At 54.7% G+C, this 15,446-nt stretch carries 11 protein-coding genes; 5 read left to right on the plus strand and 6 right to left on the minus strand.

Features of this window, described 5'->3' with window-relative positions; translation table 11 throughout:
- Positions 1 to 194 precede the first annotated feature (194 nt).
- Both ACN0XM_RS06885 and ACN0XM_RS06890 read right to left on the minus strand, forming a co-directional pair.
- Complete coding sequence (locus ACN0XM_RS06885; protein WP_417566188.1) at positions 195 to 629, minus strand: flagellar protein FlaG; 435 nt, start codon at positions 627 to 629, stop codon at positions 195 to 197.
- A gap of 73 nt (positions 630 to 702) precedes the next feature.
- Positions 703 to 2,163, minus strand: a complete 1,461-nt coding sequence (locus ACN0XM_RS06890; protein ID WP_417566189.1) for a flagellin — start codon at positions 2,161 to 2,163, stop codon at positions 703 to 705.
- Between the two features lie 389 nt (positions 2,164 to 2,552).
- Between ACN0XM_RS06890 and ACN0XM_RS06895 the strand changes: the two genes are divergently transcribed.
- From ACN0XM_RS06895 to ACN0XM_RS06905, 3 genes are all read left to right on the plus strand, one after another.
- Entirely contained in the window at positions 2,553 to 4,025 is a 1,473-nt protein-coding gene (locus tag ACN0XM_RS06895; RefSeq protein WP_417566190.1) for a flagellin, read from the plus strand.
- A 149-nt stretch (positions 4,026 to 4,174) separates the two neighbouring features.
- Positions 4,175 to 6,250 carry a 6-hydroxymethylpterin diphosphokinase MptE-like protein gene (locus tag ACN0XM_RS06900; protein ID WP_417566191.1) on the plus strand — a complete coding sequence of 692 codons (2,076 nt, stop codon included), beginning with the start codon at positions 4,175 to 4,177 and terminating at the stop codon, positions 6,248 to 6,250.
- A 165-nt stretch (positions 6,251 to 6,415) separates the two neighbouring features.
- Positions 6,416 to 8,416, plus strand: a complete 2,001-nt coding sequence (locus tag ACN0XM_RS06905; protein ID WP_417566192.1) for a tetratricopeptide repeat protein — start codon at positions 6,416 to 6,418, stop codon at positions 8,414 to 8,416.
- A 44-nt stretch (positions 8,417 to 8,460) separates the two neighbouring features.
- On the opposite strand, the gene sbcB is transcribed toward ACN0XM_RS06905, so the two are convergent.
- A complete protein-coding gene (gene sbcB / locus ACN0XM_RS06910) occupies positions 8,461 to 9,906 on the minus strand; it encodes an exodeoxyribonuclease I (protein ID WP_417566193.1) in 1,446 nt (481 codons plus the stop codon).
- Between the two features lie 49 nt (positions 9,907 to 9,955).
- Positions 9,956 to 10,855, minus strand: coding sequence for a hypothetical protein (locus tag ACN0XM_RS06915; protein ID WP_417566194.1), 900 nt, complete (start codon positions 10,853 to 10,855; stop codon positions 9,956 to 9,958).
- A 267-nt stretch (positions 10,856 to 11,122) separates the two neighbouring features.
- Between ACN0XM_RS06915 and ACN0XM_RS06920 the strand changes: the two genes are divergently transcribed.
- Both ACN0XM_RS06920 and ACN0XM_RS06925 read left to right on the plus strand, forming a co-directional pair.
- Positions 11,123 to 12,151 carry a response regulator gene (locus ACN0XM_RS06920; RefSeq protein WP_417566195.1) on the plus strand — a complete coding sequence of 343 codons (1,029 nt, stop codon included), beginning with the start codon at positions 11,123 to 11,125 and terminating at the stop codon, positions 12,149 to 12,151.
- A 3-nt stretch (positions 12,152 to 12,154) separates the two neighbouring features.
- Positions 12,155 to 13,108, plus strand: a complete 954-nt coding sequence (locus ACN0XM_RS06925) for a GGDEF domain-containing protein (protein WP_417566196.1) — start codon at positions 12,155 to 12,157, stop codon at positions 13,106 to 13,108.
- Positions 13,109 to 13,147: 39 nt separating this feature from the next.
- Here the strand turns inward: ACN0XM_RS06925 and ACN0XM_RS06930 are convergent, their stop codons facing one another.
- Positions 13,148 to 13,516, minus strand: a complete 369-nt coding sequence (locus ACN0XM_RS06930; protein ID WP_417566197.1) for a histone-like nucleoid-structuring protein, MvaT/MvaU family — start codon at positions 13,514 to 13,516, stop codon at positions 13,148 to 13,150.
- A 160-nt stretch (positions 13,517 to 13,676) separates the two neighbouring features.
- Positions 13,677 to 15,443: an SLC13 family permease gene (locus ACN0XM_RS06935; protein WP_417566198.1), complete on the minus strand. Its 1,767-nt coding sequence runs from the start codon at positions 15,441 to 15,443 to the stop codon at positions 13,677 to 13,679.
- Between the last annotated feature and the right edge of the window lie 3 nt (positions 15,444 to 15,446).

Genomic DNA, 15,446 nt, shown 5'->3' on the forward strand with positions numbered 1-15,446 from the left:
TTATCGGCAAAAAGCGGCAAAACTTTGCCTTTTTCTCTCACTGATTTGTAACGCCACGTAACTCAAGATCTCATTCCCCTCGCGGGAAAGGAGTCAGGGGAGAATCTCACCCCAAAACGCAAAGCACCGCCAAACCCAAGGGTAAGGCGGTGCTGAAATACCGTCATTTTTATCAAAGCAAAGGCAGCAAGCCCTTACACCTTGATGTTAAACAACGTCAGCGGCTCATTCTGCTGCAAGTTCTCTGCCAACCTCAATGCCACTTCGTCCGGGATCTGGCGAATAACCTCTTGGGTCTTTTGATCAACCACCTTCACGATGGTCTGCCCATGATCATTATCCACTTCGAATTGCAGATCCCGCTGCACATTCTGAACAAAATCATTCAGCTGGCTGACCGCGTCGTCGAGTTCCTCTCGCTGGACTTCACTACGCGCCTGCAGCTTCTCAGCTTTAGACGGCTCTGAAGCGGCCTGAGTACTCTGAACCGGGCGGGCAGCGGCAGACGAAAGAGCAGGGTCGGAGGCACTCCTGCCCTCGGCCTGAGATGACGACATTGCCTTCACCGGAACCTGATCACTCGCTCTAACCAGCTTCAGACTCGGGTTGTTCAGGTTAACGTCATTCATAGCTTTACCTCGCTATCCTCAAACGGCATTAAGCCGGAACCCGAAGGTTCCGGCCGTTACCGCTAAGCCCCAATTACTGCAGGAGGGACAGAACCTGCTGCGGACGGGCGTTGGCCTGAGCCAGTACAGAGATGCCGGCCTGCTGCAGCACCTGAGACTTAGAGAGTTTCGCAGTTTCAGCAGCGAAGTCAGCGTCCAGGATACGGCTATTGGCAGCGCTCAGGTTTTCTGAGGTTGTTGCCAGGTTGGCAATGGTGGAGTCGAAGCGGTTCTGGACCGCACCCAATTCACTGCGCACCGTATTCACAGACTGTAGTGCTGAATCGATACGCTTGAGGGCGTCATTAGCCTTATCAACATCTGTAACACTAATGGTATCAATCGAACCTGTAGCAGCCTGAGTCTGACCGTCAGTGAAGCCCGCGACGGTTTCAGTATTCCCGCTTAATGTAATATCTTCCAAGGCTTCGACTGTAACCTGCCCTCTTTGGGTTGCAGCGCTACCGACAGTACCTGTGGTTGCAAAACCCTGAGCGCCAATTGCCGGAGAGCCACCGGTAGAGGTACTCAACGTTTGGCTTGTGATGGTAAAGTTCTGACCCTCGGCTTGAGTGAAGACAAGGCCGGCAGTCCCCGTAGCTGCTGTGAGTCCTTCAATGCCTGCATCGTTTACAGCTGATGCAAATTCTTCATCGGTAATCGTATCGCCGGTAGTTCCCGACGTCGAGACAGATACCGTGTATGAAACGGTACCAACACTAATATCAGCAGACAGGGTTCGAGTTGTCCCCGCAGCGCCGGTAGCAGCAGCCACATCCCCAAAGGCAATCTCATTTACGTTCGTTGCCGAAACAGACGTTAAGCCGGATACATTCGCGTCGTTGATTGCCTCAGCAATTGATGCTGCCGAATCGCTGTCCGAAGCACCAATCGCAACCGAAGGTCCAGTACCTACCTGGATCTCAAGATCACCGGCAGCCAGAGCACCAGTAACATCAGTGCCTTCCAGAGTTGCCAGCGACCCAATCTGGTCACGACGAGTACCCTGCGAAAGGTCAACACCAATGGTTTCGCCCGCGTTGGCGCCAACCTGGAACTGTTGCTCACCGAAGGTACCGTCAAGAACCTTCAATCCGTTAAACGCAGTCTGAGTAGAAATACGCTCGACTTCTGCAAGGCGCTGCTGCACTTCCTGATCCAGAGCCGCACGATCAGATGCGCTGTTGGTGGCGTTGGCCGACTGAACAGCCAGGTCGCGGATGCGCTGCAGGTTGTTAGTAATCTCGTCGAGGGCACCTTCAGCAGTCTGAGCCAGAGAAATGCCGTCATTGGCGTTGCGCTGAGCAACGTCCAAACCACGAATCTGAGACTGAAAGCGGGTGGAGATGGCCAGGCCAGCCGCATCGTCCTTGGCAGAGTTTATCCGGAGACCGGATGAAAGGCGCTCAAGGGCCTGATTACTAAGATCCTGAGATTTTTGAAGTTGGTTCTGTGCGCTGATTGACGCCACATTGGTGTTGATACCAAGAGCCATAGTGCTTCTCCTTTCGACAAATGTCGTTACTTTTTGGAAAAGGTGTGGCGCCCAAGAGATCTGTGATTTGGGAGCGCCTCCCTGTTACACCGCTTAACGGCCCTTTATTCCGGTCCTTTAACGAAAAACACGTTTTTTTCGTAAAGGAATGTAAAAAGCGGCAAAGATCTGCCAATCATTTGCTTCACTAATTCTGCAGCCGGCTCTCCTCCCAGCCAAAATTAAAACTATAAATCTGTTTATATTCATAAACTTCTAAGCAATTAAAGAAAGGTGGCATGGAACTCGCTTAACCCCTAAAAACGGCAAATGAATTAATTCCGGCCTGCCTGCGCCCCGTTTTATTCAGAAACGTGGGCAACTGGTATCGCTGAATAGGGAGAAAAGTTATGCCCCAAGTCATCAATACAAATATTGCATCACTAAATGCACAACGAAACCTGAATGAATCTCAGCGCGATGCCAACGTTGCGTTTGAACGCCTGTCCTCGGGCCTTCGGATTAACTCTGCCAAGGACGATGCGGCTGGCCTGGCCATCTCCACACGATTCCAATCTCAGATATCTGGCCTCAATGTCGCTCAAAGAAACGCCAGCGATGGCATTTCCTTGGCACAGACAACAGAAGGGGCGCTAAGCGAAGTCATTAACAACCTCCAACGCATCCGCGACCTGGCTGTTCAGTCGGCCAACGCAACCAATAGTGCATCTGACCGGCTCGCTCTTGACCAAGAAGTGCAGCAGAGGATTGAGGAGATTGCCCGAATCGCGGATCAGACCTCCTTCAACGGCCTGAAGGTTCTCGACGGATCTTTCGGCGAACAGCAATTTCAGGTGGGCGCCAACGCGGGAGATACAATTTCAGTAAACCTCTCCAAGGGCTCACGTGCCGACCAAATAGGGTCATTGGCTCTGTCCGGCTCAAGACAGGTAAGCAACACTCCGCTCGCAGAGGGCGATTTAACCATCGCTGTGGGCGACAGCGAGGCTTTCCCGATCCCTGGCACCGGCACTGATTCATCGGCCAAAGCGAAATCTGAAGCCATTGACGCCGCAAATATTCCAGGACTGCCAACCGTTACTGCTACCAATGTCCAGGACATCGCCTTTTCCGATATCGCTGCCGCTACAGGCTCCGGGACTCGCATTTATTCGATCGACATCAGCGTCGGAACAACCTCCTACACGGTATCTGCCTCGACGTCGGGAACTACCGGCGACACGATTACTACTGACGAACTTGCCACCGCTGTTAACAGTGCCGGAATTGATGGCTTAACTGCGAGCGTGGGTACCGCCGGGCTGGTATTAACCGAAGAAGCAGGTGAAAACTTCACAATTACGGCTCAGTCGCTTACCACTTCAACCGGCGGAAGTCCCGCACTGGGAACCACCGGGGTTGTCGCTGCGGCCGTCGGGACGGTCGGATCTGCGGCCACTTTCCAAGGCCAGATCTCCATTGAAGCCCTGGAGGCTATAACAATCGGGGGGACCGCACCAGAAAAAGCAGGCTTTCTGACTGGAGGTGAAACCATTGCAGTAAGCGGAAGCCTTGAGGACGTGAACGTTAAGACGGTAAACGGTGCGAACGATGCCATAAAACGCGTGGACTCGGCACTCACCACTATCAATAGCATACGTAGCGAACTGGGTGCCGTGCAAAACCGTTTTGAATCGACAATATCCAATCTGAGCACGACATCAGAGAATCTCGCAGCCGCTAACAGCCGCATACGAGATGCCGACTTTGCCGCAGAAACCGCCGAATTGGCTCGGACGCAGGTCCTCCAGCAAGCAGGGCTTTCCGTGCTATCGCAGGCAAACGCCCGTCCTCAGCAAGTGTTGCAGCTCCTTCAGGGCTGAACCGCTAAATGGATGACAATGCTCGAAACGTTACCTGCCCTACAATGGCTAGGGCAGGTTTCATTTATTCTGTGTGTTAACATTCTTGCCAAAAGGCTTTTGCCAACTTGGGCAATATGGCCTCTGCAATTATGCACTCGGAGAAAGATGTGACCACGCAAAGCCAGAATCACAACCTAGCCCTTTCTTTCGCCCACCAGCGCACCCGCAATCTCGATTTCTTTCGTAAAACGTATCCCGCTATCTATAACTTTTTTAAAGACTATAGAATGACAAGGGCTGAGGTGGTCATCAGTGCCAAAGAGGAGGAGGTAGATCTCTGGGTTGATGGGAAGTCCTTATACAACGGTGAAGCGCGAGCGCGCGCCAAACATGGAGTAGAGCTTTTCGTAAGCACATTTGCTCCGGGCAAAAAAATCCCGTCCTTACCACCTCCCTGGCCAGGCGACTATTACCATCCCAGATTTGCGCATATGGCCGTAGATAGCCTGACCAAGCTATCCCCCGTAACGCGCGAAACCTTTAATGGCTACCCCATTCCCAACTTCTATCCTCTGGTTGTTTTCCAGGGCGTTGGCTTGGGCTATCAGATTGAAAAGCTAATAGAATCCTACGACGTTGAAAACGCCATCGTTCTGGAGCCCGATGTAGAAATCTTCGCCGCGAGCTTGTTAACAACTGACTGGGAAAAGGTTTATAAATCTTTTCAGAAATCCGGGCAATCATTACGATTTCTGATCGGAGCTGAGCACACAGAGGAAGGACTATGGGGTGCGCTGCTGGAGAATTTACTCCATTTTTCCCCGGTTTTTCCTATTATGAACTTCTTTCTCAACGAAAGAGGTGACCCTGTCATGGAGCAGGTGGCGCGTCGACTGAACCGAGAGGCAGTCGCATCCCTTACGGTCTGGGGCCATTACGATGATGAGGTCCGGCAAATCAATAATGCTTTGCATGCATTTCATAAAGGCATTCGAACCATACCTGATCGAGGAAGCCTGGACTCAGACGTTCCGGTTCTCGTTGTTGGCAGTGGCCCTTCTCTCGATCAACGCATTGATGACATAAAATCCGTCCGTGATGAGGTATTTATAGTCAGCGCAGGCACAGGACTTCGGGTCCTTCTCGAAAACGATATATACCCCGACTTCCACGTTGAACTCGAATCGGACTACCTCAACTACCGGGTTATCTCCTCCTATAACCGGGAAAAACTGAAAAAAATCTGTATCGTTGCCGCCTCACAAGTCTGTCCACTAGTCTGGGACCTTTTTGGCGAGCAGAGGCTTTATTTTAAAAAAGAGAGCCCCATTAGCGGACTGTTTGGTACTCCAGAGGTCACGATCTCCCATGGCACTCCGACATGCACTAACGCCGCACTTGCTCTGTGCTCCCAGATGGGGCTGCGCAATATTTATCTTTTCGGTACGGACTTTGGTTTTGCGGACAATACAAAGCATCATGCGGAGCAGTCGGTTTACATGAAAAGTGAGGATGAAGCTCTTCATACAGAGCTCACCGAGGGCGCTACGAAGGCGTTCTCAAGCAACAAGACGTTTTCGGTTAAAGGTGTTCAAGGTACGAGGGTCCACACTACTCCCACTTACTTCACAGCAAAACGAAGCGTTGAATATCTGATAAGCCTGGAAAAGGCTAAAAATCAGCGAATTGATTATTTTAACTGTGCGGATGGCGCTGATATTGAGGGCGCGAATTGGCTGGACAGCGGCGCATTTTTGGAAGCCGTAAAAAGCTATGGATCCCGAGAGAATCGAAACCGTGTCTTCAACACGCTCTTTTCCAGAGATGCGAAACCAGTGGGGACTGGTCGGATTAAATCCCAACTTGAGGCAACGGAGAAGGATTTAGAAAATCTTCACTCGATAATATCTCAACTGATCAAAGGCAAGAAATTGGAAGGGAAAAAGGATATTACGAGAGTTACGTCCGAAGTAAGTCGATACATGGAACAAAACCTGATCAATCAAAACCCCAGTTTCTACTACATGATCCGCGGGGCAGTCAGACACTTTCTGTATGTGGGTTTTGCCCATGCCTTAGCCATGGATGACTCTCAAGACGTGGCAGGTTTTCTAAAGACCTGGAAAAGCCGATTTCTTGATTGTCTGGAAGCGCTACCGAAGCACTTTCACAAGGTGACTCATAAAGACTACGACATGACGACCGATCCATGGATCTACCAGTCGATAAATGATCCGGAGTAATTCCTAATAAGCGCCTCCTATGTTAAGGGGGCGCTTAAGCTCCCTTGATTTCTTCGATTTGCACTTGGCACACCTTTCGCAACATCTCCCCCAAAGCACGGCAAACGGTCAAAAAACTGCAGACCTTTGCCGCTCCCTATTGCGGCAGGTATTACGAGGTGTCCCATGCAAGCCAAGCATCAAGTCCAGGTATCCCAATCCCAACAGGCCCAGGTTGCCCGCCTGCTTCTGCAGGCCAACCTCGCCTATGGGGAGTCCAACAGCAACGGCCTCAGCCACATTCAGCGGTTGAAGGCTCGCCATGAATGCCGGGCGTACCTGACCGACGCACTTGCACTGGAGCCGGAGGACGCCGGTGCTCTGGGCTTGCTTGGCCGGGTCGAGATGGACGACGGGCAGCTTGAGAAAGCTCACACCCTCTTCAACGCCAGTCTGGAGCATCAGCCCGATCAGGTGCAGCAGTATTGCAACCTGGGCTACTGGGCTCTGAAAACCGAACGGCCGGCACTGGCGGAACAGTATTTTCTCCAGGCCCTGGAGTGCGACCGGCAATCCGCCGCCGCTTTCTGTGGCGTTGCCCACGCCAAGCGCTTGCAGGGCCAGTTCGATGTGGCCTACCTGCATTACCGCAAACTGCTGGAAACCGGGGCCGAGTGGCAATCCGTGTACAGCGGCATGCTCACCTGCGCCCAGCATTTGGAAGTGAACAAGGCGGATTCAACCCTGGCCTGGGATGCCATCGCCCTGCTCCAGCGGGACGGCTTGCCGCACCAGGAACTTGGCCGCTTCGTGGGAGCGATCATTTACCAGCAGTACGATCTGGACAACCCGGACGCGCAGATTTTTCTGGAAGCCGCCAGCGAAGATGAACTGCTGATCCTGGCCCTCCAGAAAACCCTGATGCCCAATCCGGCGGTGGAAGAACTGGTTACCTTGTTGCGCCGTGCCATCATGGCCGAAGTCGCGCAAACCGTTGAACTGCGCGACGAGCTTCAGCGCCTGACCCTGGCTATCGCCCAATATGCAGACAGAACCGGCTATGCCCAGGCCGCCGAGGATGACGAAGAGCGATTGGTTTCCGCCATCAACGACAGTATCCAGGCGCAATTCGCCCTGGGCGAGGATCAGGACACCCTGATCGGCTCCCTGATGATCAGCGCCATGTACGGCGCCCTCTTCCACCAGAGTTTTGCCGTCCAGCTGGGCCAGTGGAACCTAGTGGACTGGCCCCTGGCGCTGCAGCCGGTTCTGGCCACCAGCTATTACGACCGGGCCGAGGAAGAAGCCATCAAGCAGAACTTCGACGAGAAAGCCGAAGAACTCTGCCTGGATAAAACCAACGTGCCCCAGGCCTGGCCTTCCTGGTCTCAGCTGGCTTATCGCGCTGAAACCAGCCTGAAAACCCTGATGGCAACCGAATTGGGCCTGGCTACCGACAACCTCCCGGCCACCCTGCGTATCATGGTCTGCGGCGCCCAGTCCGGCCAGCGCGCCATGGAACTGGCCAGCTATCTGGACGATGTGGAAGTGATCGCGGTGGACGAATCCCTGGCCAATATCGCCAAGGCCACCCGCATGGCCAACGAAATGACCATGGACAACATCGTGTTCTGGCCCTGGTCCATCGCCCAGCGTTTTGTGGCGGATGGCCATCAGGTGCACTGGATCGAAGTCGGCCGCCTGCCCTCAGCGGCCATGACCACCCTGTCACTGGCGGCGCTGTTAAATGATGCCACCGGGTCCGGTGCTGTCGTTCACATGCACACCGCCGTTGCCGAGCAAACCGGCGCTGACAAACAGGTGCGCAACCTGATTGCCGAACACAAACTCCAACCTACCCGCCAGGCCCTGCGCCAGCTCCGCCGGATGGTTCTGGCCAACCGGAAAGACGCAACCTGGCAGGAACTGACTGCCGACGCCGATTTCTACAGCCTAGGCGGCTGCCGCGACCGCTGGTTCCGGCCGCAGGATACCGCCCAGCTGAAAGAGCTGATGGCCATGGTCAGCAACGAAGTGGAATGGAAGCTGGTGAAGGCCCGGGATATTGATGGCCACAGCCTGGTAACCGGGCCGGTTCAGAAACAGATTCAGGCAGAAGCGCTGGGGAGCGAGGTGCAGAGTTTGATGGGGCAGAATTTGAGTGTTTATTTTTTGAAGCGGCGGTAAGTGTAACGTTGGGGTCAGATGAACGTTTCATCTGACCCCATTTTTCAGATATAAGGAATCAACGACTCCCCATACAAATGCAAATCCTCCAACACCTGCCGCTTCTCCGGCGTCAATTCCGGATCCGCCGCCAGCCGCTGTAATTCCTTGGCAAAGGCTTCCAAAGACCGCCAGCCTTTCTTCGGATTCATCAACCGCTGGCTACGGAATTCCTCCCAACGCTCGAGCTCCTCGCCGGCCAGGGTGCCCGGGTAATTCCGGGCCCGGTAGCGGAACAGTAGCGTCTGCAGGCGGTCATCCTCGAAGGTCACATCCAGCTCCCCCAGAGTTTCCACTGGCTGCTCCAGTACCCAGTTCAGCTTTTCGCGGTCTGTCTTGCTGATGAAACCACCGGCGTAGAGCTGCTCGTCCGGGTCGGTGAGGTCGCTTTCGTGGGGCTGGTCAAAGGCCTCGGCAATCCTTCCCGGCAGATCCGGTGCTCTGCGTAGCATGGCCAGGTTGGCCCTGAGGGTATCGCCATCCAGCGCCAGTTCGTCCAGCCGTTCCTGCGACAACGTGGATAGCATGGTCGCCGGCGCCAGCACCGGGCACTTGTTCAGTTGCACTCCTTTTAGGGGAAAGCGGCTAACACCCTCCCCCAGTTCCGCCTGAGAAGTAAATACCCGCTCACGAATCTGTTCAGGGCTGGCGTTAATCAGATCACTCGGGTCTTCCCGCAGGTCGTAAACAATCACCAGGTTCTTGTTGGTGGGGTGATCGGCCACCGGGGCGACCAACGCGCAGCAACCCCGGCTGGCTGGGTACTTGGCGGAGATGTGAAACACCGGCTTCATGGTTGCGGTGTCCAGCATGGCGCGGGCCGAGTGCTTGTCCTTATTCTGCAGCACAAAATCAAACAGCTTGGGCTGTTTATCCTTGATCAGCTTGGCCACTGCAATGGTGGCCTCGACGTCCGACATGGCATCGTGGGCAGCTTCGTGAGCGATGCCATTCGCAACTGTCAGTGCCTCCAGCTTGAAACTGGGGCTGCCGTCTTCCTTGCGCGGCCAGTTGATGCCTTCCGGGCGCAGGGCGTAAGTCAGGCGCACCATATCGATGATGTCCCAGCGGGAATTGCCGTTCTGCCATTCGCGGGCGTAGGGATCGCGCAGGTTGCGGTACAGAGTGTGGCGGGTTACTTCGTCGTCGAAACGCAGGCTGTTATAGCCCACCACACAGGTGCCGGGCTGACTGAAGGCCTCGTTGATCTGGGCGATAAATTCCGCCTCGGGAAAACCGTCTTCGAGGGCCTTTTGCGGGGTAATGCGGGTGATCAGGCAGGCTTCCGGCGACGGCAGGTAGTCATCCGCTGGCTTGCAGTAGATCACCAGCGGATCTTCGATGATATTGAGGTCCGCATCCGTCCGCACACCGGCAAACTGGGACGGCCTGTCATGAACCGGATCTACGCCGAAGGTTTCGTAATCGTGCCAGTAAAACGAGCGGATCAAGGGACTAAGCTCCTGCCGAATGGGTTAGATACTGGCAGGAGTTTAGCATTTAAAACAACTGTGTACCCATATCCTCACGGTGGGTCTGCAACCGCTGCACGCCATTGGTCATGAGTTCGCTCATGTTCACTGTCATGCTGGTGGGCAGGTTGATAAATACGCCCTTGCCGGCATTGATCACATTTGCGCCATCGAGGCTTTGCCAGTCCACGCCTTCGCGCTGCAGACCGATAAAAAAGTCGTTGGTGAAGCCGGTGGTGCCATCGGTGTTTTTCTCACCGACAATAATCGACTGCAGATGCGTCAGGGGCGCGCAGTTGGTGGCTGCACCTGCGGTACAGTCAGCAGGCGCGGCAGCTGGATCGGCAATACCAATATGGCTGGCCCGGCGGCGGGTGGCCTGGGCATTCTGGTCAAGCAACGTAGCGTCGAATTCCGCACCATTGTCGTCAACCAGTTTGAGGCCGATATCACCACTGAAGCTGCTGGTGAGTGACGAGACTGAACCCCGCGCCTGCGCGAAGCCCATGCGGAAACCGGAAAGCTTGCCCTCGCCGGGATCCTCCGCAAGTTCGATATAAGGTTTGAAGGCTTCAAAATGCACCGTATCACCGGCACTGTAGGTGCGGCCGTTATACTGAACGCCATCATTGCGGGCAATGTGCCCCAGGGCCACATGCTGGGCAGAAAAATCCGCTCCGCCGTCAATCTCGCCGGCTTTCACATCATCTATATTCATCCGGGTTTCCACATCCATAGTCAGCGTCATGCGCGTAAACTTATGGGGGTTTTCCGGAGTGTCCGGAATGTTCTCGATCTGCATAAAAGCCTGCCCGGTCACCTCACCCATGGTTTCGTCAGAAATGGGCTTCAGCTCGGCCAGGGCAACGGGCGCAATACCCAGGCAGAACAGGGTGACGGCAGCGTATCCATACGCCTGCTGTCTCATAGTTTTATGTCTCTGAAGAACCCTTATTATTCTATTTGCTGCAGGCACACTATAACCAAGGCACATCGGCCCATAGAGTGAGCGGAGTCACAATCACTGTTTACAATTCAGTAATACTCGGCCAAGTTTGAATACAGTCACAAAACTTTCCGCTAAAGATACTTACATACCCTTACTGAACGTTACGAATGGTGTAGCTTGCGTGTACACAACGAACTCCGCTGGTATACTTGGCGACCCTGTGATTAATCTCCAACGGCCACATTAATGACCACCCGCATACTGATCTGCGACGATTCCGCCCTCGCCCGAAAACAAATGGCCAGAGCTTTGCCGCAGGGCTTGCAGGCCAGCATCAGTTTCGCCGTGGACGGCAAGGAAGCACTGGAGAAACTGCGCAATCACGAAGCGGAATTACTGTTCCTGGACCTGAACATGCCAGGAATGGATGGCTACCAGGTACTGGAGCAGATCCGCAACGAAGATCTGCCCGTGATGACCATCGTGGTCTCCGGTGATATCCAGACTGAAGCGCGGGAGCGGGTAAGAAAACTCGGCGCCATCGATTTCATCAAGAAGCCCACAGAGACCAGCACCGTGGTGGGCCTGCTGGTGGATTACGGCGTTTACCGTCCCGGAGACATCGAGGACGCGGCACTGCAGGACGCAAGCCTCCGAAGCACCGGCAGCAGCACCCCCGAAATCTCTGTGTCCCTGAACGACTACCTGCAGGAAATCTCCAATGTGGCCATGGGCCGGTCCTCGGACCTGCTGGCGCGCCTGCTACGGGTGTTTGTGAAACAGCCCATACCCAAGGTGGCTTTCCTCGCCAATTCCGAACTGCACATGGCGATTTCCTCGGTCGGCGACAGCGACACTTACTCGGCCGTGTGCCAGGGCTTTACCGGCGCCGGCATTGCCGGCGAGGCCTTGCTGCTGTTTGCGGATGCCAGCTTCAAAGACATGGCAGAGATGCTGCACTATGAGAACCTCGAAGGCGAAGCCGTCAACGTCGAAGTGTTGATGGATATGTCCAGCATCCTGTTCGGCGCCTTCCTCAAGGGCATCGGCGACCAGCTGGACCTGAAGCTCGGCCTGGGCCACCCCACGGTTCTGGGCCAGCACCGGCAGATCACCGAACTGCTTGATCATCACAGCGCGCGGGAAGAACAGCTGTTGTGCATCGAAATCTGCTACACCCTGGAAAACCGGGACATCGAATGCGACATGCTGATCCTCCTCACCGAGGATTCAGTGCCCTTTCTCGAAGATCGCCTGCAATACCTGGTGGACTGACCCATGGCCATGAACGATTTTGAAGCCAACTCCTTCCACTGGCTGGTGGATATGCTGGAATCGGTGGAGGTAGGCCTGGTAGTGCTCGACCTGGATTTCCGGGTACAGGCCTGGAACGGCTTCATGGAAAACCACAGCGGCATCACCGCCAGCAAGATCCGCAACCAGGTGCTGTTCGATGTGTTTCCGGACATCCCCAAAGCCTGGCTCACCCGGAAAGTAGATGCCGTGGCCCTTCTGAACACCCGGGCCTTCACCTCCTGGGAGCAGCGCCCTTACCTGTTCCAGTTCCGCAACACCCGGCCGATCACCGGCACCGAAGAATACATGTTCCAGAACCTCACCATCAGCCCACTCTCCGGGGTTACCGGGCAAGTCGAGAAAGTGTGCCTGATGGTGTACGACGTCACCGACATCGCCAGCAGCAAACGGGCGCTGGAGCAGGCCAACGAACAACTGGCCAAACTCAGCATGACCGACCGCCTCACCGGCCTGCTCAACCGCGGTACCTGGGAAAACCTGGTAGACGCCGAATTCGAACGTTTCCGCCGCTACAACCATAACACCAGCCTGGTGATGTTTGACATAGACCACTTCAAACCCGTCAACGACACCCACGGTCACCTGGCCGGCGACGAAGTGATCAAGCACACCGCGGGCATAACCCGCGCCAACATCCGCCAGTCCGACAGCGCAGGCCGTTACGGTGGTGAGGAATTCGGCATCATCTTGCCGGAAACCGACGCTGAAGGCGCACGAATAATCTGCGAGCGGATTCGGGAAAATATTGAACAGAGTGTGGTGGAAACCAGTGTGGCGCCGATTCGCTATACCATCAGCATTGGCATTGCCCAGTTAACGGAGAAGCCCGAGAACTATATGCAGTGGATGCAGCTGGCGGATGAGGCGTTATACGCGGCGAAGGAAGGAGGGAGGAATCGGGTAGTGGTTGGTTAATCGCCCCTCCGCCCTGGCGGGAGAGGGGCGTAACTCAAATCAGTCTTGCTGCCAGCTCTGCACAGCTTCTTTACCGTACTTCTTACGCCACTCATTCAGCGTTTTGTGATTACCGCCACGGGTTTTAACCACTTCACCGGTATGAGGGTTCTTGTAGGTCTTCATCGGGCGCTTCGGGCGGCTGCCAGCTGTTGAATCCGCCTTGCCACCGGCCACAGAAGGATCGATCGCAGAAAGGATCTGAAGTACATCCTTCGGTGATTTATCATATTCCTTCATCAGATTACGAACCTTGTTTTCAAACTCCAGTTCGCTTTTCAGAGATTGATCTTTTTCAAGCTGTTCCAGCTCTGAAGCAAGCTTTTCCATAAGCTGTTTTTTCTGGTAATAATCGTTAATCTTTGCCATTGAATTAAAACCTTACTCAAGTAGGGGTTTTAAAATAGTAATTGGAGTTGACCAAAAGTCGCCACCAATAATAAACAAATAAATGTACCCTGGCAAAATTATTTATTTACGAGTCTTTAACAAAAAATCCGACCTGCAATTAAAAAAAGACAATCCCAACTCAAAACGACCATACCAATGGAATTAAAATAATCGCGGTAAAGGCCACCAAGCCGCTTAATGGTATGCCAATTCGAACGTAATCAGAAAATTGATATCTTCCCGGGCCGTATACCATCAGGTTAGTCTGATATCCCAAAGGCGTTATGAACGATGCAGATGCCGCAAACATGACGGCAATAGCAAAAGGAATGAAGTTAACACCCAGTTGTTCGGAAACCGCAAGGGCGATAGGGAACATCAACACAGCAGCGGCGTTGTTGGTAATCACCTCGGTGAAGAGTGCAGTCAGTAAATACACAATCGCCAGCGCCAACCACGGTGTTAATGCTCCAAATCCCAGCAGGCTGCCGGCTACCCATTGGGCGGCGCCGGTTTCAGTCATGGCATTCCCCAGGGCGAAGGACGACGCAATTACCACCAGCACCGGCAAATCCAGACTACGCCGGGCCCGACTCGCAGTAATGCACCCCGAGACAATCATCGCACCCGCGGCCAGAAATGCCGCTTCCAAAATCTGCAGAAGCCCCGTCGCGCTCACCAGCACCATCAACGCCAATATCCCCATCGCCCTTGGTGCCCGGTGGAAATCCGGCGGTGTAGAATCATTCAATGCGCTGACCAGCAGGAAGTCGCGCCGGAAGCGGTACTGCTCTGCAAACTGATGGCTGGCCTCAAGCAACAGCGTGTCACCCATCCGAAAGGTGATATCACCCAGCTTACCTGGTACCCGTTTGCCCTCGCGGGACAGGGACAGAATGACGGCATTGAACCGGGTACGGAACTGACTATCGCGAATCGTCTTGTTCAGGGCCGGGAACTCCGGCCCAAGAACCACCTCCACCAGGCACCGCTGGTGGTTAGCCACATCCAGCTTATGCACACTGCCATTGGCAGGTTTCAGGCCCTGAATCCGGCGCAGCTCACTGGCGCATTCGGGCGCGCCCACAAAATACAGCCGGTCCCCGGCCTGCAGGGTCCGGTCCGGCTCTACAGCCGTAATCAGGCGGCCACCGCGATCAATCTCCGTCAGGTAGCCGTAATTCAGGGCTCTGAGACCTGCCTCAGCAATGGTTTTGCCCACTAAGGGCCCTGGAGCTATCACCTCAACCTCAACCCCGTATTGACGAACGAGGTCCAGCTCCTCGGTAACACCGCCCCGGTCCGGTAATATCCTCGATGCAAACAGAACCAGAAACGTGCCGCCGACCAATAGCAGGGGAACGCCAACCCAGGCCAGCTCGAACAACCCAAGATTGACGCCAAGAGTGCTCTGAAGCAGGCCATCCACCACCAGGTTGGTGCTGGTGCCGATCAAGGTGCAGGTGCCGCCAAGAATGGCGGCATAACTCAGAGGCAACAGCAGCTTGGACGCCGGAACCCCCAGCCGCTGGGCCCAGTCCTGAATCGCGGGAATAAACATGGCAACCACGGCAGTATTGTTCATGAACGCGCTGAGCATGCCGGTGGGCACAATCATTCGCAACTGGGCACCTTTCTCCGTTTTCGGGTGCCCCAGCAACCGGCGGGCAATCCACTGCACGGCTCCGGTTTCCTTCAGCCCGGCCGCCACCACGTACAGAGTTGCAATGGTAATCACGCCCGGATTACCGAACCCTGCTAAAGCCTCTGCCGGCCCAAGGATTCCCGAAATCAACAGGAATGCCAAAGCCGCCATCAGCACCAGATCCGCAGAAACACGGGTCAGCGCGAGCGAAGATAACACCGCAAACAGCGTTATCAGGGTCACTATGCCTTGCCACTCCATGGA

The organism is Marinobacter sp. (genome assembly GCF_048269445.1).
Classification (GTDB): Bacteria; Pseudomonadota; Gammaproteobacteria; order Pseudomonadales; family Oleiphilaceae; genus Marinobacter.